Annotated in this window: 17 protein-coding genes; 10 read left to right on the top strand and 7 right to left on the bottom strand. The window is 71.0% G+C overall.

Features of this window, described 5'->3' with window-relative positions; translation table 11 throughout:
• Positions 1–2: 2 nt before the first annotated feature.
• Positions 3–677: a potassium channel family protein gene (locus tag EOD73_RS14615; RefSeq protein ID WP_127683760.1), complete on the bottom strand. Its 675-nt coding sequence runs from the start codon at positions 675–677 to the stop codon at positions 3–5.
• Positions 667–2,001: a TrkH family potassium uptake protein gene (locus EOD73_RS14610; RefSeq protein ID WP_127683759.1), complete on the bottom strand. Its 1,335-nt coding sequence runs from the start codon at positions 1,999–2,001 to the stop codon at positions 667–669. The genes EOD73_RS14615 and EOD73_RS14610 overlap by 11 nt, the downstream gene beginning before the upstream one ends.
• A gap of 84 nt (positions 2,002–2,085) precedes the next feature.
• On the opposite strand from EOD73_RS14610, the gene proC reads away from it, so the two are divergent.
• A complete protein-coding gene (proC, locus tag EOD73_RS14605) occupies positions 2,086–2,895 on the top strand; it encodes a pyrroline-5-carboxylate reductase (RefSeq protein ID WP_127683758.1) in 810 nt (269 codons plus the stop codon).
• Positions 2,892–3,485 (top strand): chorismate--pyruvate lyase family protein, encoded by a 594-nt coding sequence (locus EOD73_RS14600; RefSeq protein ID WP_127683757.1) that lies wholly within the window; start codon positions 2,892–2,894, stop codon positions 3,483–3,485. Before proC ends, EOD73_RS14600 begins: the two co-directional genes overlap by 4 nt.
• 8 nt (positions 3,486–3,493) lie before the next feature.
• On the opposite strand, the gene EOD73_RS14595 is transcribed toward EOD73_RS14600, so the two are convergent.
• The gene (locus tag EOD73_RS14595) at positions 3,494–3,682 is read right to left on the bottom strand and encodes a hypothetical protein (protein WP_127683756.1); all 189 of its coding nucleotides are present in this window, start codon (positions 3,680–3,682) and stop codon (positions 3,494–3,496) included.
• Positions 3,683–3,872: 190 nt separating this feature from the next.
• Between EOD73_RS14595 and EOD73_RS14590 the strand changes: the two genes are divergently transcribed.
• From EOD73_RS14590 to EOD73_RS14580, 3 genes are read left to right on the top strand one after another with little or no spacing between them, the layout of a single operon-like run.
• Complete coding sequence (locus tag EOD73_RS14590; RefSeq protein ID WP_127683755.1) at positions 3,873–5,609, top strand: tetratricopeptide repeat protein; 1,737 nt, start codon at positions 3,873–3,875, stop codon at positions 5,607–5,609.
• A gap of 37 nt (positions 5,610–5,646) precedes the next feature.
• The gene (locus EOD73_RS14585) at positions 5,647–6,735 is read left to right on the top strand and encodes a phosphatase PAP2 family protein (RefSeq protein ID WP_127683754.1); all 1,089 of its coding nucleotides are present in this window, start codon (positions 5,647–5,649) and stop codon (positions 6,733–6,735) included.
• A complete protein-coding gene (locus EOD73_RS14580) occupies positions 6,732–8,570 on the top strand; it encodes a S8/S53 family peptidase (protein ID WP_127683753.1) in 1,839 nt (612 codons plus the stop codon). Before EOD73_RS14585 ends, EOD73_RS14580 begins: the two co-directional genes overlap by 4 nt.
• A 13-nt stretch (positions 8,571–8,583) precedes the next feature.
• Here the strand turns inward: EOD73_RS14580 and EOD73_RS14575 are convergent, their stop codons facing one another.
• On the bottom strand, positions 8,584–9,723 hold the full coding sequence (locus tag EOD73_RS14575) for a hypothetical protein (RefSeq protein ID WP_127683752.1): 1,140 nt from the start codon (positions 9,721–9,723) through the stop codon (positions 8,584–8,586).
• An 83-nt stretch (positions 9,724–9,806) separates the two neighbouring features.
• On the opposite strand from EOD73_RS14575, the gene EOD73_RS14570 reads away from it, so the two are divergent.
• The 5 genes from EOD73_RS14570 to EOD73_RS17580 all read left to right on the top strand — a co-directional run bounded on the left by EOD73_RS14570 (position 9,807) and on the right by EOD73_RS17580 (position 13,665).
• Positions 9,807–10,502: a c-type cytochrome gene (locus EOD73_RS14570; protein ID WP_127683751.1), complete on the top strand. Its 696-nt coding sequence runs from the start codon at positions 9,807–9,809 to the stop codon at positions 10,500–10,502.
• Positions 10,499–11,758, top strand: coding sequence for a cytochrome c (locus EOD73_RS17970; RefSeq protein WP_127683750.1), 1,260 nt, complete (start codon positions 10,499–10,501; stop codon positions 11,756–11,758). Before EOD73_RS14570 ends, EOD73_RS17970 begins: the two co-directional genes overlap by 4 nt.
• Positions 11,759–11,795: 37 nt before the next feature.
• Positions 11,796–12,557 (top strand): spermine/spermidine synthase domain-containing protein, encoded by a 762-nt coding sequence (locus tag EOD73_RS14560; protein WP_127683749.1) that lies wholly within the window; start codon positions 11,796–11,798, stop codon positions 12,555–12,557.
• Entirely contained in the window at positions 12,557–13,291 is a 735-nt protein-coding gene (locus EOD73_RS14555) for a YoaK family protein (RefSeq protein WP_127683748.1), read from the top strand. The genes EOD73_RS14560 and EOD73_RS14555 overlap by 1 nt, the downstream gene beginning before the upstream one ends.
• Before the next feature lie 113 nt (positions 13,292–13,404).
• Positions 13,405–13,665 carry a hypothetical protein gene (locus tag EOD73_RS17580; RefSeq protein ID WP_164846089.1) on the top strand — a complete coding sequence of 87 codons (261 nt, stop codon included), beginning with the start codon at positions 13,405–13,407 and terminating at the stop codon, positions 13,663–13,665.
• Positions 13,666–13,726: 61 nt separating this feature from the next.
• Here the strand turns inward: EOD73_RS17580 and EOD73_RS14545 are convergent, their stop codons facing one another.
• From EOD73_RS14545 to EOD73_RS14535, 3 genes are all read right to left on the bottom strand, one after another.
• Positions 13,727–15,229, bottom strand: a complete 1,503-nt coding sequence (locus EOD73_RS14545; RefSeq protein WP_240660735.1) for a SpoVR family protein — start codon at positions 15,227–15,229, stop codon at positions 13,727–13,729.
• Positions 15,230–15,764: 535 nt separating this feature from the next.
• A complete protein-coding gene (locus EOD73_RS14540) occupies positions 15,765–17,021 on the bottom strand; it encodes a YeaH/YhbH family protein (RefSeq protein WP_127683848.1) in 1,257 nt (418 codons plus the stop codon).
• Positions 17,022–17,044: 23 nt separating this feature from the next.
• Complete coding sequence (locus EOD73_RS14535; protein WP_127683746.1) at positions 17,045–18,967, bottom strand: PrkA family serine protein kinase; 1,923 nt, start codon at positions 18,965–18,967, stop codon at positions 17,045–17,047.
• Positions 18,968–19,068: the final 101 nt, after the last annotated feature.

Here is a 19,068-nt window from a genome sequence, read left to right as displayed (position 1 = left end):
CCTCAGACGCGCGCGGAGAAGCGCTCGACCTTGTCGGTGGGGCCGGAAACGATGAGCAGGTCGCCGGGTTTGACCACGGTGTCGGCCTTGGCGTAGATGAAGTCCTCGTGCCGGCGCTTGATGCCGACGACGGTGACCCCGTGGCGCTGGCGCACGTTGGATTCCGACAGGGCCTTGTTGTGGGTTTCGGCGGGCGCGCGGGTTTTTGCGATGCCGAAGCCGTCCTCGAACTCGATGAAGTCGAGCATCTTGCCGGTGACCAGGTGGGCCACGCGCGCGCCCATGTCGGCCTCGGGGTAGATGACGTGGTGGGCACCGATGCGCTCGGCGATGCGGCCGTGCTGCGGCGTGGTGGCCTTGACCCAGATGTCCTTGATGCCGAGCTGGGTGAGGTTCATCACCGTGAGCACGCTGGCTTCCAGGTCGGTGCCGATGCTGACCACCGCGTGGGCGAACTCGTTGGCGGCCAGTTGCTTGAGCGGCTCGATCTGCGTGGCGTCGGCCTGCACGACGTGCGGCAGCGTGGCCGACAGGGCCTGCACGTTGGCGTCGTCGGCGTCGATGGCCAGCACCTCGTGGCCCGAGTCCACCAAGGTTTGCGCGACGGCGGTGCCGAAGCGCCCGAGGCCGATGACGAGCACGCTGTCGCTGGGCCGGAGCAGGGTCTTATCCAACAAGGGGCTTCTCCTCGGGGTAACGGAAGGGCCGCTGGCCGTGCTGGCGGGCCAGGGCCACGGCCAGGGTGACGATGCCGACGCGGCCCAGGAACATGAGCACGATGAGCACGCCCTGCCCGGCCGGCGGCAATTGAGGCGTGATGCCGGTGGACAGGCCCACGGTGGCGAAGGCGGAGATGACCTCGAACAGCACCTTCTCCAGCGGGAAGGGCGTCATGGGCACCAGCACCAACGTGGCCAGCACCACCACGGCCGCGCTGAGCACCAGCACCGTCAGGGCCTGGCGCTGCGAACCGGCGTCGATGCGGCGGCGGCGGAACTCGACGTCTTGCAGGCCGCGGATCTCGCTCCACACGATGAGCAGCAGCACGAAGACGGTGGTGATCTTGACGCCCCCGGCCGTGCCGGCGCTGCCGCCGCCGACGAACATCAGCGCGTAGTGCAGCACCAGGGACTCGGTGCTGAGCGCGCCGATGTCCACGGCGTTGAAGCCGGCGGTGCGCGCCGAGGCCGAGGTGAACAGGGCGGCCAAGAGCTTGGTGCCCAAGGGCTGGTCGGCCAGGGTGTGGTGCCACTCGGACCCCAGCAGAACGGCGGCGCCACCGAGCAGCAGCAGCAGCGTGCCCCAGAGCGTGAGCACGCTGTGGATGCTGGCCCGCGCGCCGCGGCGGGGTTGGCGCCAGCGCGACCACCACTCGTGCATCACCGGGAAGCCCAGGCCGCCGACGACCAGGGCCGTCATGATGGGCAGCAGCACCCAGGCGTCGCCCACGAAGCGCATCAGCCCGTCGCTCCAGGTCGAAAAGCCGGCGTTGTTGAAGGCCGAGACGGCGTGGAACAGGCCTTGCCAGGCGGCCTCGCCCCAGGGCATGCCGTGGCCCAGCGCGAAGCGCAGGGCCAGCACGAGCGCCGTCAGGGCCTCGACGCTGAGCGTCACGGTCAGCACCACCAGGGCCACCCCGCGCACATCGCCCACGCACAGCGAGCGGTTCTCGGCCTGCAGCAGCAGGCGCGAGCCCAGGCGCATCTGGCGGTTCACGGCCAGGCCCAAGAGCGTGGCCGCGGTCATGAGGCCGAAGCCGCCAAGTTGGATCAGGCCCATCACCGTCCACTGCCCGGCGTGCGACCAGTAGCTGCCGGTGTCGACCACCGCCAGGCCGGTGACGCACACGGCCGAGGTGGCGGTGAACAGGGCCACGAGCCAAGGCGCGCCGCGGCCGTCGGCCGTGGCCCAGGGCAGGCTCAGCAAGGCCGTGCCGAGCCCGATCAGGCCGGCGAAGCCCAGCACGAGCAGGACGTTGGGGTTGAGCGGGCGACGCGACAAGGACAGGCCAGACCGGGCGATCGGAGGGGCGCGAATCTTAGGAGCGGGGCACTCGCCCGGGCGGGGCGGCGGAGAATCCGGGCCATGCACCCCACCCTTGCATTCATCGGCGGCGGCAACATGGCCAGCGCCATCGTGGGCGGCCTGTTGAAGGCCGGTCGCCCGGCCGCGGCCTTCCTCGTGATCGAGCCCCACGGCCCGCAGCGCGACAAGCTGCGCGCCGACTTCGGCCTCGACGCCCTGCCCGCCCCCACGCCCGCCCTGGCGCAGGCCGAGCTGGTGGTTTGGGCCGTCAAGCCGCAGAGCTTTGCCGAGGCGGCCCAGGCGGCCCGGCCCTGGCTGTCGCAGGCCCTGCAGCTGAGCGTGATGGCCGGCGTGCGCAGCGACACCCTGGCCCAGGCCGCGGGCACCGAGCGCGTGGTGCGCGCCATGCCCAACACGCCGGCGCTGATCGGCCAAGGCATCGCCGGCCTGTTCGCGCGCGAGGCGGTGACGGCCTTGGACCGCGCGGAGGTGGAGACGGTGTTGGCGCCCACCGGCCGCAGCCTGTGGCTGTCGCACGAGGCGCAGTTGGACGCGGTGACCGCCCTCAGCGGCAGCGGGCCGGCCTACTTCTTCTACGTCTGCGAGGCCATGGTGCAGGCGGGCGTGGAGCTCGGCCTGCCCGAGGCGCAGGCCCGCGAGCTGGCCCTGGCCACCTGCGGGGGCGCGGCGGCCCTGGCTTTGCAATCTCCCGAGCCCTTGGCCACCCTGCGCGAACGCGTGACCAGCAAGGGCGGCACCACCCATGCGGCGCTGGAAAGCCTGCGCGCCGATGCCGTGGGGGCGGCCTTCGCGCGCGCCGTGAAGGCGGCGGCGGCGCGGGCCGAGGAGCTGGGGCGGCCGGCCCCGTGACGGTCAGCGCCCGCGCGTCCCTGCGCGCTTGGCTGCGCGCGCCGGGCTCGCTCAGTGCCCGCCTGGCGCGGCACGGTCGCTTCGAGGTGCAGGTGCTGCGCCAAGCCACGGCGAAGTTGCGCGCGCCCGAGCGCCGCGCGCTGGGCACGCCACGGCGCGGCTGCACCTTGGTGCGCGAGGTCGTGCTGTCGGTGGACGGCCAGGCCCTGGTGTGGGCCCGCTCGAGCTTGCACAAGAGCGCGCTGGCCGGGCCCTGGAAGGCGCTCAAGGGCTTGGGCCGGCGGCCCTTGGCCGACCTGCTCTACCGCGACCGCCGCGTGCGCCGCAGCACCTTGCAGCCGCAGCGCATCGCCGCCCACGGGCCCACGCGGCGCCACATGGCGCGGCAGTGGGCACGGGCCACCGGGCAGGCGGCGCCGCGCGCCATGCTGTGGAGCCGGCACTCGGTGTTCAAGCGCCAAGGCGCGCAGCTGCGCATCCTGGAGCTGTTTCACCCCGACGTGGCCGCGCTGGCACCCTACCCCGGCACGCGCCGGCCGAACTGGCGCACGCTGGCTTGGGGCGCGCGCGAAGGCTGGTCTCGCCCCTGACCGGCGGCTCAGCCGTGACGGCGCCCGCTGCGGTGCTGTGCCGGGGGGTGCGAGACGTTGGGGGCCGCGGGTGAGGAACCCTTGGGGGGCCGTTTGGCACGTTGCACGGCTGGGCCCTCGGGACCGACCGGCCTTGCCAAACGCTCGGCCACGCGCAAGGCCAGGGCCTTCCAGGCTTCGACGAAGGGCAGGGGCATGGGGCGCTCCTTGAGAGGGTTCTGATGGGTCCATCGTGCGCCAGTCCCGTGCCGTTCGCAAGCGCTTCCCGGTGGGACAAAGGCCTTTTTGCGACCTGCGTTTGCCCTGGGTTGGCGATCCTTGTCACGCTTCGAAACTTGTGCCCACAATGGCTTGGACCGTCAGTCGTTCCAGCCAACAAGGAGCCGCATGGCCGAAGAGGACCGTGAGTGGGGGCACGTCGCCGCCGAGGGCCCCGGCGCCGCGGTGTTGGTGGCCCGGCTCGATGCCCGCCACACGCTCACGCCCTTGCATGCTGAGTTGGGCATGCGCCAGGCGGCCGAGGCCTTGCAAGCGGCCTTGGCCCAACCCCCGCGCGAGCAACTGCTGCCCCTGCCCGGCGAGGGCTTTGCGCTCACCGCCCACGAGACCCAGCCCCTGGTGGACGCGGCCCGTGGCCTGCGCCAGCGCTTGCCTGCCGACACCGAGCGGGCGCTGCGCTTTCGCTTCGGCGTGCACGCGCTGGCCGATGCGCGGGCGCCCAACGCGGACGAGTTGGTCATCGCGCAGCGCGTGGCCGCGGCGGCGCCCTACGGTGGGGTGTGCCTCAGCGCCGAGGCCGTCGACCGGCTGACGCAGCCCTGGGCCCTGCCGCTGCAAGACCGGGGCCGGGCGAGCGAGGCCCCCGAAGACCCCTTGCGCTTGTTCGCGCTGGACCCCGACACGGGTCTGCACCCGCCCCCGGTGCCCGACCTCGGCCCGATGCTGGCGGTGCTGACGCCGGAGCTCAGCGGCGCCGGCGATCGCGGGCAGGCGGTGGCCGAGATGGTGGCCGACGCGCTGATCGTCGCCCTGTCGCGGTCCTCGCAGCTGCGCGTGGTGTCGCACCGCTCCAGCCAAGGCCTGCGCCACTCGCGCCAGGCCCTGGACGACGCCTTCGCGCACCTGCAGGCCCACCACGTGCTGCAGTGCCGGGGCAGCCTGGGCCTGAACGACCGGGTCTTCCTGCAGTTGTCGCTGCACGCCCGGCGCCAGCCCGCTCCGCTGTGGCAAGGCCGGGCCGAGTTCGAGCTGGTGGACCTGCTGTACGGCGACACCTTCCCGCTGTCGCAGGCCTGCAGCGAGGTCCACACGGTGCTGCAAGCCAGCACCTTGCAGGCCACCAAGCGCCTGCCCTGGGAGCGCTTGGAGCACTTCCAACTGTTGAACGCCGCCACGCAGCTGATGCACAAGCTGGCCCCGGCCGCCTTCGCGCAGAGCCGCGCCATGCTGGACCACCTGCACGCGCAGCTGCCCCAGCACCCGGAGCCCCTGGCGTGGTTGGCGCAGTGGCACTTGCTGGAGGTGGCCCAGGGCGCGAGCACCCAGGTGGTGGCGCCGCAGGCCTTGGCCTTGGCCGAGCAAGCGCTGGAGCGCGACCCCCAGCATTCGCTGGCGCACGCTTTGGCGGGCCATGCACAGGCCATGCTGGGCCGTCCCGCCAGCGACAGCGGGGCCCACCACCAAGCGGCGCTGGCCGCCAACCCGAACAACGGCTTGGCGTGGCTGTTTCACGCGCTGCACCAGACCTACCAGGGCCGGACGCAAGAAGCCTGCGAAGCCGCCAAGTTGGCCCTGGCGCTGTCCCCCTTGGACCCTTGGCGCTACTTCATGGATTCGGTGTGCGCGCACGCGCTCTTGGCCAACAACCAGGTGGAGGCCGGCTTGGTCCACGCGCAGCACTCGGCGCGACTCAACGCGCAGCACGGGCCCACCTTGGTGTACCTGGTCCTGGCGCATGCCCGGCTGGGCCAACTCGCGCTGGCCGACGAGGCCTTGGGCCGTTTGCTGCAACGCTGGCCCGGCTACACGGTGAGCGAGTTCCGCAGCGCCTATTGGGGCCGCGAGACGGAGCACGCCGAAACCTTTGCGCGCGCGCTGGCCCTGGCGGGCCTGCCCAACGGCTGAGCGCGCGCCGACCCCCTCACCCCTGGAAAGGCATGGCATGAACCTCTTGAATGGCATCGACCCCCAAAGCGGCATCGGCCGAACGGCCGGCATTGGGCGCACCGCGGGCATCGGCCGGACGGCGGGCATCGGTCGCACGGGCGATCTGCCGCCCCTGACCGCCGGCGGCGACCCCGAGTTCAGCGCCTGCCTCGTCGCCGCGCGCGGCGCGCTCACGCTCAACCTGCCCACCGATGGCCAGGCGCCGCGTGCGGACGTGGGCGCCACGCCCTGGAGCACCACGGGCGAGGCGCACCGCGCGCCGATGCTGCTGGCCGAGTCCCTGAGCGGCCTGCGCGTGACGCCCGACGCCAAGGCCGAGACCAGCACCGTGGCCTTGTGGACCACCGGCCGAGGAGCCGGCGCCTGGAAGGACTTCGTCAGCTTCCGCCGCCCCCCGGCCGCGTACTTCGCAGGGCAGGTGGCCCGCGTCGACGAGTTGGTGCCGCTGCGCGAAACCCGCGTGCTGGAGGTGCACGCGCAGTCGGGATCGGCCCTGGCCTTCTTGCTCAGCGCCGCGCAATTGCCGGTGCAGCGCATGCCACGCACCCTGGAGTTTTTGGACGCCGCGTTGGCCCTGCAGATGGCGCTGCAGATGCGCGTGAAGCACCAACTCGGCTGCGCCCGCCCGCACGAGGTGGCGCCGCACTTGCTGCCGATGATCGACCCCCCCGCCCACCGCAGCCTGCCCAGCGGGCATGCGGGCGAATCGGCGGTCGTCGCGGCCGTGCTCTCGCACCTCATGGCCGAAGGGCCGCCGTCGCGCCTCGCCATGCTGCGGCGCATGGCCCTGCGCATCGCCGAGAACCGCGTGGTGGCCGGCGTGCACTTCCCGGTGGACAGCCTGGCCGGGCGCCTGCTGGGCGAGGCCGTGGCCGACTACCTGTTGGCCGGCGTGGGCGAGCGCCCGGCACTGGCCGTGCGGCGCTTTGGCGCGGGCGAGTGGGGCGTGCCGGAGGCCGGCCTGCCCCTGCAAGAGGGCGGGGCCCACCTCAGCCCCGAATGCGCGCTGGACGGCGAGCTGCCGGCGCCCGAACTGCCCGACCACCGCGTCCTGTGGGAGCTGGTCAAAAAGGAATGGGCTTGAGCCAGGACCTGCGCTGGCGCCCCCCGGCCCCGGCCGAGGCGCGCGACCCCTACCTCGACTGGAGCCTGGCCACGGGCTGGGCGGGCCAGCCGCCCAGCCGCCTGCCGCTGTGGGTGCCCTTGCTGGCGCCGCGCGGGGCGGCCTGGGACGCCGTGCTGGACCGCCACCGCGCCGAAGGCCACGCCTTCGCCAGCCCCTGGAACCCGCCCGACACCGGCTGGGGCGTGCTGTGGGTGCGGGCCGAGCACGTGGCCGCTGCCGCGCGGGACTTGCCCGGCAGCGAGATGTCGCAGCCGCAGGCATTCCAGAGCCCGCCCGACGCGCCCCTGCGCTTGCCCGCTCGCGCACGGAAGGCCCCCGCGGTGGTGGTGGCCGCGATCGACCGCGGCGGCGCCGTGCTCAACGACGCCTTTGCCCACCGGGCGCGCCCGAAAGAGACCCGCTTGCTCGGCTTTTGGGACCAGGCCGAGCGCCCCACGCAAGACGCTTGGCTGCGGCCCAGCGCCGGCTACGGCCGCGAGCTGGACGGCCCCACCATCGACGCGCTGCGCGAGCGCGCCCGCCACGACCCGCAGGGCGAGCTGGGCGTGTACCGCGATCTCGGCCTGCGCGAGCTGCTGCTGGCCCACGCCCTGGGCCAGCCCGACCACGCCACCCACGTGCTCGACACCCTGGCCGGCCTGTCGCGCCGCCCGCCCTTGGCGCCCAGTGCCAAACCGAGCGACGACGACGCGGCCGCCGGCGCGCCCTTGGTGCTCGTCTCGGTGCCGCCCTCGCGCATGGGCCAAAGCACGGGCACGGCCACCGTGGCCCAGGTGCTCGACGGCCTGCACTACGTGCTGGCCCTGGCGGACGCGCACGCCCCCGAGGCGCCCATCGTGGTCAACATCAGCCTCGGCCTGCTGGCCGGCCCGCACGACGGCAGCTCGGCGCTCGAGCGCGCCATCGACGACCTGATGCAGCGCCGCCCTCGCCTGCTGGTGGCGCTGGCCGCGGGCAACAACGGCGGCGACCGCCTGATCGACCCCGGCAAGGGCACCAACGCCGGGGGCCGCCTGGCCCCGGGGGCCGAGGCCACCCTGACCTGGCGCCTGCAGCCGGGCGATCCCACCGACAGCTTCTTGGAGCTGTGGGCGCACGCCCTGGGCAAGACCGCCCCCGACCTGCGCCTGCGCGTGATCGCGCCCCTGCCCAGCGAGGAGGTGGCCATGAACCGGCAGTGCGATTTGCTCGCGGGCGAGGCCCTGGCCGCGCGCCTGCACAGCCAAGGCCTGGACGGCGACCGCACGCTGCGTGCGCAGCTGTCGCTGGCGCCCGTGGCCGGTCCGCGCGGCTGCCTGCCCGCGGGCGGCTGGGTGCTGGGCCTGCGCAACGCCGGCCCCGAGCCGCTGGACGTCGACGCCCGCGTGCAGGGCGACCTGCCGCGCTGGACCGAGCCCGAGCCCGTGCAGTCGGTGCTGGCCGGGGCCGTAGGCCTGGAGCTGGGCGCTGCCGGCTCGATGAACGGGCTGGCCACGGGGGCCCTGCCCATGGTCGTCGGCGCCGCCCGCGTCAGCGACGGCCGCGACACCCTGTACACCTCGCAGCCCAAGCCCCGCGGGCCGGCGCGCCAACGCCACCGCATCGACGCCCGCGCCACCGCCGACGAAGGCGCCTTCGCCCCCGGCCTGGTGGCCAGCGGCGTCACCTCCGGCAGCTGGGTGCGCATGGGCGGCACCAGCGTGGCCGCGCCCGTGGCGGCGCGGCACTGGGCCAACCGGCTGGCCAAGGGGCAACTGCCCGAAGCGCCCGATCAGTGGTTGCTGTTCTTGCAGCCGCCGAAGCTGGCGGAGTGAGGCGTGTGCTGGCTCAGTCCAGCTGGTACTCGTGCACCCAGCCGTTGTCGCCCTGCAGCACCCACCGACCCTCGCGGCCGGGCTTTGCACGGTCCCCTTGGAACTCAAACCCTGCGGGTGCCGTCAGCACCCAGCGCTCGGTGCTGCCCAGCGGCCGCCAGCGCGCCACCAGCCACTGCCCGGGGCCACGGTGCGCCCCGGGCGGCGTGGGCGCCAAGAAGAACACCAGCACCCAGTCGCCGGCCAGCTGAGCGGTGCCGTAAACGTAAGGATGCGGACGGGGCACTTCCACCGCAGCCTCCCAGGTCCCGGCCGGTCGGTGGAACACATGGGCGGTGTCTTGCGTGACGGCGACTGCAGCCCTTGCACCGACGTCCACGGACGCGCTGCCAATGGCGAGCCGCGTCGCTTTCTCCAGCACCGCCTCTTGGCGCCACCGACCCCGGTTCAGGCGGAACACGCGCGGTGCGCCGCGCGACACGCCGATCACGGCCGTGTCGGCGTTCAAGGCGATGGCGCGGCCGAAGTCGCTCACCGGCTCGCCTTCGGGCGCCAGCTCGCCCTCGGACTGCCACTCGCCGTTCACGAAGCGGTACACGTAGACGACCCCGCGCGCCGGTTGGCGGAACGGGAACCACCCGACGTCGATGTTGGGCGCGCCCACCATCGCCCAGTCGCCATGCACGGCGATGGCACTGCCGTACGAGGCATGGAGCTGCGACGAAGGCGCCCAACGGGCGCTGGCCTTCCAACCTTGGGGCGTGCGGTGGAAGGCGTACACGGCCCCGCTGACCCAGCGGCCCTCGTCGGAGCCCACCAGCAGGTGGTCGCCCGAGAGCACCATGCCCTGCCCGAGGCGCCCGATGTGGCAGCTGCGGCAGGGTGAGTACCCATCGAAGCGTCCGCGCTCCACCCAGCCATCCCCTTCGCGCTCGTGCACCACCAGCAGGCTGGTGTACCCGGGGGAGAGCCGGTCCGAGGCGATTTCGTAGAGGGTGACCAGGGTGTCGCCATCGAGCACCTGCTCCCGGATGGGGCCGTGGCCGGGCTCGACCGGGCGGGGGAGTTGGTAGCTCTTGACGAGCCGGGGCTCGCCGGCCCAGGCCAAGGCGGTGGCGCAAAGGGCAAGCAGGAGGGCGAGCAGGGGTTTCATCGAGGGGGATGGGCGCTCTGGGCGAGGCGATGGGAAAGGGGCGCGATTGTGAAGTCCGGCATGGGGCGTGGCAGAGTCGCGACATGCCCCGGCTTATCTTGCTGCTCGTCCTCCTTGGCACCTTCGGTGCCGCCGCCCAGGCCGAACCCCTCCGCGTCCCCGACACCCTGGCCCAACGCACGCTCGCTTGCACCGCCTGCCATGGCGAGCAAGGGCGGGCCTCGCCCGAGGGCTACCTGCCGCGCATTGCGGGCAAGCCGGCCGGCTACCTGTTCGAGCAGCTGCTGAACCTGCGCGACGGGCGGCGGCCGCACGAGGGCATGGCCCGCCTGATTGCGCCCCTGAGCGACGCCTACTTGCGCGAGATCGCCGAGCACTTCGCGGCCCTGGACCTCCCCTACCCGCCGCCCGTGCCCAGCCGGCAGAGCGCGGCCGATGCGGCGCGCGCCGAGGCGCTGGTGCGCCGCGGCGACCCCGCGCGCCAAGTGCCAGCGTGTGCGAGCTGCCACGGCGACGCGCTGACGGGCATCGCCCCGGCCGTGCCCGGCCTGCTGGGCCTGCCCAGCGACTACCTGATCGGGCAGCTGGGCGCTTGGCGCCACGACGTGCGCCGGGCCCGCGCGCCCGACTGCATGGCCACGGTGGCCAAGCGCTTGGCGCCGGAGGACGTGGGCCGCTTGGCGCTGTGGCTGCAGGCGCAGCCGGTGCCCCAACCGGCCAAGGCCACGACGGTGGCGCCCAAGGCCTGGGCGATGGAATGCGGGAGCGTGCCGAAATGAGCGCCAAGCCTTCGCTGCGGCGGCGGCTGGCGGTGTCCACCGCGGTGGCGGTGCTCATCGGTCTGGGCGTGCTGCTGACCGACGACCCCAGCCGCCGCGAGCCCCCCGGCGCGCCGAGCCCCGTGCCCTTGGCCGAGCGCGTGCAACGCGGGGCCTACCTGGCCACCGTGGGGAACTGCGCCGGTTGCCACACGGCGCCCGGTGGCGCGCCCTACGCGGGCGGCCTGCCCTTGGCCACGCCGTTTGGGAGTGCCGTGGCGGGCAACCTCACGCCCGACCGCGACCACGGCCTGGGCGCCTGGACGGCCGACGACTTTTGGCGCGCGCTGCACCACGGCCGCGGCCGCGATGGGCGGCGCTTGCTGCCGGTCTTCCCGTACGAGAACTTCACCCACGTGCGGCGCGAGGACAGCGACGCGCTGTTCGCCTACCTGCAAAGCCTGCCGCCCGTGGCCCAGCCCAACGCCCCGCAGGCGCTGCGCTTCCCCTACAACACGGCGTTGGCCCTGGCGGTGTGGCAGACGCTGCATTTCCGCCCCGGCACGCCACCGCCGGCCTCGGACGCGCCGGAGGCACGCGGGGCCTACCTGGTGAACGGCCTGGGGCACTGCGCCGCCTGCCACGCGCCCCGCAACGCGCTGGGGGCGCAGCGCGCGGGCCTGGGCGGCGGCGACATGCCGGGCCAGGGCTGGCACGCGCCTTCGCTGCACCCCGTCCAAGGCCTGGGCGTGACGGCGGCCGACACCGTGGCGCTGCTGCGCGACGGCCAGCACCGCTGGGGCACGGCCGCCGGGCCCATGGCCGAGGTGGTGCAGCGCAGCACCCAGCACTGGCGCGCCGAGGACCTGCAGGCGGTGGCCAGCTACCTGGCGCAACTGCCGGCCGAGCCCCTGCGCGACGCCCCGGCGGGCGAAGGCAGTGCGCGCCTGCTGGCCCTGGGCGCCAAGCTGTACGAGAAGCACTGCGCCGACTGCCACGGGGCCCAGGGCGAAGGCGCGGTGGACGGCAGCGGCCGAATGGCCTACCCGCCCCTGGCGGGCAACCCCAGCCTGCTGCAGCCCACGGCGCGCAACCTGGCGCGGGTGATCCAGGAGGGCGGCTTCGCGCCCAGCACCGCCGCGCACCCGCGGCCCTACGGCATGCCGCCGCACCGCTTCACCGACACCGAGCTGGCCGCGCTGCTGACGCACCTGCGCCGCAGCTGGGGGCACCAGGCGTCGACGGTGGACGAGGTCGAGGTGCTGCGCTGGCGTTGAGGCCGGCTGGCCCCGTGGGCGTCGACAATCGCCGCCCATGGACAGCGCCTTCTCGCCCACCGACGCCCATTGCGCGCCCTTCGTCCGCCAGACCCTGACGACCCAGTCCCTGCACTTCAGCTTCGCGGCCACGCAAAGCGAGATGCAGACCCAGCACCCCGACCGCCTGACCCTGAGCTACACGCAGCTCATGATGGGCTTCCTGATGTTCCACCCGGCGCCCGAGGCCATCGCCATGATCGGCCTGGGTGGGGGCTCGATGGCCAAGTTCATCCACCGCCAGCTGCCCGGCGCGCAGCTCAAGGTGGTGGAGATCAACCCCTTCGTGATCGAGCTGCGCGAGCGCTTTGGCGTGCCGCCCGACGGCGAGCGCTTCCGCGTGCGATGCGACGACGGCGCCGCCTTCGTGCAGGCACCACCCCGCGATTACGACGTCCTGCTGGTCGACGGCTTCGACGTGGGCGGTCAACCGCCGGCCCTGGCCAGCCAGGCGTTTTACGACGCCTGCGCGCGCTGCCTCACGCCCGCCGGCGTGCTGGTGGTGAACCTGCACACGGGCGACCCCGGCTACGACGACCAGCTGGCCCGGTTGCGCCTGGCCTTCGACGGCGAGGTGCTGCTGGTGCCCGACGAGGACGACTGCAACGCCGTGGCCTTTGCCGCGCTGCAGCCCTTGCGGCACCGCTTGGACCCGAGCACCGTGCTGCGCCTGCACCGTCAAGACCGCTCCGCCTGGCACGGGGTGATGGGCGCCATGTCCCGCTTGGCCAAGCGCGCCAAGTCGGCCAGCGCGCGCTGATGCCAGCCGACTACGCGCGCTTCCTGATCGGCCGCCAGCGCACGGCGGCCGCCAATCGCCAGCTGGGGTGGGTGCTGGCCTTCGTGGCCGGGGCCCTCAACGCGGGCGGCTTCCTGGCGGTGCAGCAGTACACCTCGCACGTCACCGGCATGGTGTCGTCGCTCGCCGATCAATTGGCCCTGGGCCACCTGGCCCTGGTGGTGGACGCTGGGGTCGCCGTGCTGGCCTTCCTGGTCGGGGCCATGGTTTGTGCCGTGATGGTGAACGTCGCGCGCCGGCGCGGCATGAGCAGCGAGTACGCCCTGCCCCTGATGCTGGAGGCCGTCCTCGTGCTCGTGTTCGGGCTGGTGGGCGCGCGCTTGGCGAGCCACGAAGAACTGCTGCTGCCGGCCACGGTGCTGCTGCTGTGCTTCATCATGGGCCTGCAAAACGCGATGGTCACGAAGCTGTCCAACGCCACCGTGCGCACCACCCACATGACCGGGGTGGTGACCGACCTGGGCATCGAGCTGGGCAAGTGGGTGTACTGGAACCGGCATGCCGAGGCCGAGCCGGTGCGTGCCGATCGCGATCGCTTGGTGGTGCTGGGGGGCTTGTTCGCCAGCTTTTTGGGCGGGGGCATCGCCGGCGCCTTTGGCTTCAAGGCGGTCGGCTACCCGTTCACGGTGCCCGTGGCCCTGGTGTTGATTGGGATGGCGCTGGTGCCGGCCTGGGACGATTGGCGACGGCGCTGAGCAGCCTGTCGCACGCGACAGTCGTTCTGTCGCATCACCCGGGGGAACCCGCTGTTCATCCGCCGCCAGACGCCCAGAATCGGTGCTCCTTCCACTCGTTCGAGGGTTTCACCATGCGTCGATTGACCGGCCTCTTGGCCGCTGCCGCCTTGACCCTGCCCGCTTGGGCGCTGGCCCAGTCCAGCCCCACGGCCCCGGCCCACCCGACCCTCGAGGCGTCCAAGCCGAAGCCCAAGGCCGAGGCGCCCAAGCCGGCGGCCGCGCCGGCCAGTGCCGCGGCCAAGAAGGCCGACGACAAGCACCCCACGCAGCCGGTGCATCCGGTGGTGGACCCGGCCAAGAAGCCCGCGGCCAAGCCCGAAAAGACCGGCTGAAGCGCCGGGTTTCGATCCCCAGCACCCCGTTCGCCGCGATGGCGGGCGGGGTGTTGTCGTTTTAGGGCGCCAGGGCGCTCCAGCGCTGCACCAACTCCTCGCGGGCGTTGAACGACTCGAGGTGCACCCCAAAGCCCCACAGCCGGGCCACGTGCTTGAGCACCTCTTGCGCCGACTTGCCCTCCATGGGCCTGCCTTGGTGCATGGTGTGGCGCAGGGTGAGGGCGCGGTCGCCGCGCAGGTTCACGTTCCACACCTGGATGTTGGGCTCGCGCTGGCCGAGGTCGTAGTTGGCCGCCAGGGTGCGGCGCACGTGGCGGTAGCCCTCGTCGTCGTGGATGGCGCTGATCAGGTACTCGCGCTCGCTCTCGTCGTCCAGGATGCTGAAGAGCCGGAAGTCGCGCATCACCTTGGGGCTGAGGAACTGGCCGATGAAGCTCTCGTCCTTGAAGTTGCGCATGGCGTGGTGCAGCGAGGGCAACCAGGGCGTGCCGGCCAGGTCGGGGAACCAGCGGCGGTCTTCGTCGGTGGGCGCCTCGCAGATGCGCTTCATGTCGGTGTACATCGCGAAGCCCAGGGCATAGGGGTTCAGCGCCTGCATGGGCCGCTGCGCGATGACGTTGGTGTGCGAGCTCAGCCACTCGATCATCAAGCCGTCGGCCAGCAGGCCGTCGTCGTACATCTGGTTCAGCAGGCGGTGGTGCCAGAACGTGGCCCAGCCCTCGTTCATCACCTGCGTTTGTCGCTGCGGGTAGAAGTACTGCGCGATCTTGCGCACGATGCGCACGATCTCGCGCTGCCAGGGTTCGAGCAAGGGTGCGTTCTTCTCGATGAAGTACAGCAGGTTCTCTTGCGGCTCGGCCGGGAAGCGGCGGGCTTGCGCCTCGGCCTCGGCACTCTCTTTGCGCGGCACGGTGCGCCACAGGTCGTTGAGCTGACGCTGCAGGTAGGCCTCGCGCTCCTCTTGCATGGCGCGCTCCTTGGCCAGGCTGAGCTTGGCGGGGCGGCGGTATCGGTCCACGCCGTGGTTCATCAGCGCGTGGCAGCTGTCGAGCACGGCCTCGACCGCGTCGAGGCCGTGGGCCTGCTCGCACTGGGCGATGTAGCCCTTGGCGTAGACGAGGTAGTCGATGATGGACGCTGCATCGGTCCACATGCGGAACAGGTAGTTGCCCTTGAAGAAGCTGTTGTGCCCGTAGGCCGCGTGGGCGATGACCAGGGCCTGCATGGCCAGGGTGTTCTCCTCCATCAGGTAGCTGATGCAGGGGTCGGAGTTGATGACGATCTCGTAGGCCAAGCCCATCTGCCCGCGCTTGTAGTGGCGCTCGGTCTGGATGAACTCCTTGCCGTAGCTCCAGTGCCGGTAGTTCACCGGCATGCCCACGCTGGCGTAGGCGTCCATCATTTGCTCGGCGGTGATGATTTCGAGTTGGTTCGGGTAGGTGTCCAGGCCATAGCGCTCGGCGGTGGCGCGGATGGCCTCGTGGTACTGCTCGACGAGGTCGAAGGTCCAGTCGCTGGGGCTGGGGAGCGGTTGGTCTGGGCGCTGGGCCAGCGGCTTCATTTCTTGCAGCGGCTGGGGGGCGCGGCGGCCGCCCCATTCGTGGGCGTTGGGGCCGACGGTGGTGAAGCGGCGGTTTTCGATGGTGGTCATCGAGCGCTCCCCGATGTGGGTTCGCGTGGAGTGAGAGCCCGCAGGCGCTGTCCGCCCTGCACCCGGAGTTCCTTTTGTCTTGCCAAAAGGAACCAAAAGCGCCGCCCCGGCTCCAGCGCCCCTGGCTGCGCCAGGGGTTCCCTGCGCTGCTCGTTCCGGGGGGCCGCGGGATTGAACTCCCTGCGCTCACTGCGTTCGCTTCGGTCAAACAGCAATCCCGGGTCAGTGCTTGAAGCGCGCTGACGCGCGCGCCCCCCTTCACTGCGCTGCTCGGCGCTTCCGAACGGGGCAACAGCCGGAACAGCCGAACAGCCAACCGCCAAACACCGAACAGCCCGGACTGATAAGCGTTGCGCTTTTCCCCCCTTTTGGCAAGACAAAAGGGGGTCGGGTGCAGGGGTGAAGCCCCTACGGGCTCTCACGCCAAAACGAACACCCAAAGGCATCACGCCGCCACCCTCCCATCCTTCCGAAACAACTCCCGAAACACCGGGTAGATGTCCGACGCCTCGCACGCCTTGCGCATCGCAAAGTGCGGGCCCACCTCGTTGGCCAGCGCGCTGTATTCGTCCCACAGGTTCTGCTCGGGATCGGCCACCTGCACGTAGGCGAAGTAGCGGCACACCGGCAGCAGCTTGTCGCTCAGCAGGTCGCGGCAGTAGCTGCTGTCGTGGTGCCAGTTGTCGCCGTCGCTGGCCTGCGCGCCGTAGATGTTCCATTGCGAGGCCGGGTAGCGGGCTTGCTGGATTTGGTGCATCAGCAGCAGCGCGCTGCTGACCACCGTGCCGCCGGTCTCCGTCGCGTGGAAGAAGTTCTGCTCGTCGACCTCGCTGGCCTGCGTGTGGTGGCGGATGAAGACGAGCTCGACCTTCTCGTAGTGCCGCGTGAGGAACAGGTAGAGCAGGATGAAGAAGCGCTTGGCCAGGTCCTTGCGCGACTCGTCCATGCTGCCGCTGACGTCCATCAGGCAGAACATGACCGCATTGGTGCTGGGCACGGGCACGCGGACGCGGTTGCGAAAGCGCAGGTCGATGGGGTCGAGAAAGGGGATGGCCTGGATGCGGCGCTTGAGCTCCGCGATCTCGGCCAAGAGCACCGTGCGGCGCGGCTCGGTGGCGCCTTCCAATTCCATCTCCAACTCGGCCAGCGTGCGGCGCTTGCCCAGGCCCAGCGCGATGCGGCGGCCCAGGGCCCCGCGCATGCTGCGCACCACGTGCAGGTTGGTGGGCGAGCCGTCGCTCACGAACCCAGCGCGGTGCGACTTCCACTCGGGCTGCTCGGTCAGCTCGGTGCGGATGAGGTGCGGCAGCGCCAGGTCTTCGAAGAAGGCGTCCATGAACTCTTCGCGCGTGAGCGTGAAGACGAAGTCGTCGTCGCCCTCGCCGCTGTCGCTGGCCTGTCCACCGCCGCCTTGGCCGCCCCCCTGCTGCGGCTTGGGCGAGCGGTCGCCCTTGACGTACTCGCGGTTGCCGGGCCGCACCACCTCGCGCACGCCGCCCTCCCCGTGCTGGAACACGGGCTCGCTCAGGTCCTTCTTGGGGATGCGGACCTCTTCGCCCTGGGCCATGTCGCGGATGGAGCGGCCATCGACCGCGCGGCGCACGGCCTCCTTGACCTGGTCCTTGACCCGGCGCAGGAAGCGCTCGCGGTTGCCGATGCTCTTGTTCTTGCCCGACAACCTTCGGTCGATGATGGATTGCAGCAAGGCGCTCTCCTCTTAACGACTCACGACGACTTGCGCACCCTCAAGTACCACTCGCACAGCAGCCGCACCTGCTTGGCGGTGTAGCCCTTGTCCACCATGCGCTGCACGAAGTTCTCGTGCTTCTTGGCGTCCTCGGCGCTGGCCTTGGCGTTGAAGCTGATGACGGGCAGCAGGTCCTCGGTGTTGCTGAACATCTTCTTTTCGATGACGGCGCGCAGCTTTTCGTAGCTGGTCCAACTCGGGTTCTTGCCGCCGTTGTTGGCGCGGGCGCGCAGCACGAAGTTGACGATCTCGTTGCGGAAGTCCTTGGGGTTGGCGATGCCCGCGGGCTTCTCCATCTTCTCGAGTTCGGCGTTCAGGCTGGCGCGGTCGAAGACCTCGCCGGTGTCGCTGTCGCGGTACTCGCTGTCCTGGATCCAGTAGTCGGCGTAGGTCACGTAGCGGTCGAACAGGTTCTGGCCGTACTCGCTGTAGCTCTCCAGGTAAGCCGTCTGGATCTCCTTGCCGATGAATTCGGCATAGCGCTGGGCCAGGTGCTCTTTGATGAAGCCGACGAACTTCTCTTCGGTTTCTTTGGGGAACTGCTCTCGTTCGATTTGCTGCTCGAGCACGTACATCAGGTGCACCGGGTTGGCGGCCACCTCTTGCGAATCGAAGTTGAAGACCTTGCTCAAGATCTTGTAGGCGAAGCGCGTGCTGATGCCGCTCATGCCCTCGTCGACGCCGGCGTAGTCGCGGTACTCCTGGATGGACTTGGCCTTGGGGTCGGTGTCCTTGAGGTTCTCGCCGTCGTAGACCTGCATCTTGCTGAACAGCGACGAGTTCTCGGGCTCCTTCAAGCGCGTGAGCACGGCGAACTGCGCCATCATCTTCAGCGTGCCCGGGGCGCAGGGCGCGGTGGCCAGCGACGAGTGGCGCACCAGCTTCTCGTAGATCTTGATCTCTTCGGTGACGCGCAGGCAGTAGGGCACCTTGACGATGTAGATGCGGTCGAGGAAGGCCTCGTTGTTCTTGTTGTTGCGGAAGGCCTTCCACTCGCTCTCGTTCGAGTGCGCCAGGATCACGCCGTCAAACGGGATGGCACCGAAGCCCTCGGTGCCCTTGAAGTTGCCCTCTTGCGTGGCGGTCAGCAGCGGGTGCAGCACCTTGATGGGCGCCTTGAACATCTCCACGAACTCCAGCAGGCCTTGGTTGGCCAGGCACAGGCCGCCGCTGTAGCTGTAGGCGTCGGGGTCGTCCTGGGCGAAGGTTTCGAGCTTGCGGATGTCGACCTTGCCGACGAGGCTGGAGATGTCTTGGTTGTTCTCGTCGCCGGGTTCCGTCTTGGCCACGCCGACCTGCTTGAGCACGCTGGGGTAGCGCTTGACGACCTTGAACTGCCGGATGTCGCCACCGTACTCCTCCAGGCGCTTCACCGCCCAGGGGCTCATGATGCGGTTGAGGTAGCGCTTGGGGATGCCGTACTCGCGCTCCAAGATGGGCCCGTCTTCCACCGGGTCGAACAGGCCCAAGGGGCTCTCGTTCACCGGGCTGCCTTTGATGGCGAAGAACGGCACCTGCTCCATCAGTTGCTTGAGCCGCTCGGCGATGCTGCTCTTGCCGCCGCCCACCGGGCCCAGCAGGTAGAGGATTTGCTTCTTCTCTTCCAGGCCCTGCGCCGCGTGGCGGAAGTAGGCCACCACCTGCTCGATGGCGTCTTCCAGGCCGTAGAACTCGGCGAAGGCCGGGTAGATCTTGATGAGCTTGTTTTGGAAGATGCGCGACAGGCGCGGGTCGTTGCGCGTGTCGATGGTTTGCGGCTCGCCGATGGCCTGCAGCATGCGCTCGGCCGCACTGGCATAGGCCATCGGGTTGCGCTTGCACTCGGCCAGGTAGTCCTCGAGCGAGAGCTCTTCGACCTTGGTGCGCTCGTAGCGCTGCGCAAAGTGGCTGATCACGTCCATCGCGTTCACCTCCTGAGAAGGCGCGAGGGTGGTGACCGGGCTGGACAACACCCTGCGTCGAAACGAAACCTTGCGAAACCGTTGCGCCCCATCTTGCCCCA

This window comes from Inhella crocodyli, from assembly GCF_004004565.1.
GTDB classification, from domain to species: Bacteria; Pseudomonadota; Gammaproteobacteria; order Burkholderiales; family Burkholderiaceae_C; genus Inhella; species Inhella crocodyli.
Note: the sequence above shows the minus strand (reverse complement) of the source record. Positions and strands in the feature narration are given on the sequence as shown.

Excerpts from the sequence above, each read along its gene's own strand:
- proC (WP_127683758.1), top strand. The coding sequence starts at position 2,086 with ATGCACCCCACCCTTGCATTCATCGGCGGCGGCAACATGGCCAGCGCC.
- EOD73_RS14595 (WP_127683756.1), bottom strand. The coding sequence starts at position 3,682 with ATGCCCCTGCCCTTCGTCGAAGCCTGGAAGGCCCTGGCCTTGCGCGTG.
- EOD73_RS14590 (WP_127683755.1), top strand. The coding sequence starts at position 3,873 with ATGGCCGAAGAGGACCGTGAGTGGGGGCACGTCGCCGCCGAGGGCCCC.
- EOD73_RS14585 (WP_127683754.1), top strand. The coding sequence starts at position 5,647 with ATGAACCTCTTGAATGGCATCGACCCCCAAAGCGGCATCGGCCGAACG.
- EOD73_RS14575 (WP_127683752.1), bottom strand. The coding sequence starts at position 9,723 with ATGAAACCCCTGCTCGCCCTCCTGCTTGCCCTTTGCGCCACCGCCTTG.
- EOD73_RS14570 (WP_127683751.1), top strand. The coding sequence starts at position 9,807 with ATGCCCCGGCTTATCTTGCTGCTCGTCCTCCTTGGCACCTTCGGTGCC.
- EOD73_RS17970 (WP_127683750.1), top strand. The coding sequence starts at position 10,499 with ATGAGCGCCAAGCCTTCGCTGCGGCGGCGGCTGGCGGTGTCCACCGCG.
- EOD73_RS14560 (WP_127683749.1), top strand. The coding sequence starts at position 11,796 with ATGGACAGCGCCTTCTCGCCCACCGACGCCCATTGCGCGCCCTTCGTC.
- EOD73_RS14555 (WP_127683748.1), top strand. The coding sequence starts at position 12,557 with ATGCCAGCCGACTACGCGCGCTTCCTGATCGGCCGCCAGCGCACGGCG.
- EOD73_RS17580 (WP_164846089.1), top strand. The coding sequence starts at position 13,405 with ATGCGTCGATTGACCGGCCTCTTGGCCGCTGCCGCCTTGACCCTGCCC.
- EOD73_RS14545 (WP_240660735.1), bottom strand. The coding sequence starts at position 15,229 with ATGAAGCCGCTGGCCCAGCGCCCAGACCAACCGCTCCCCAGCCCCAGC.
- EOD73_RS14535 (WP_127683746.1), bottom strand. The coding sequence starts at position 18,967 with ATGGACGTGATCAGCCACTTTGCGCAGCGCTACGAGCGCACCAAGGTC.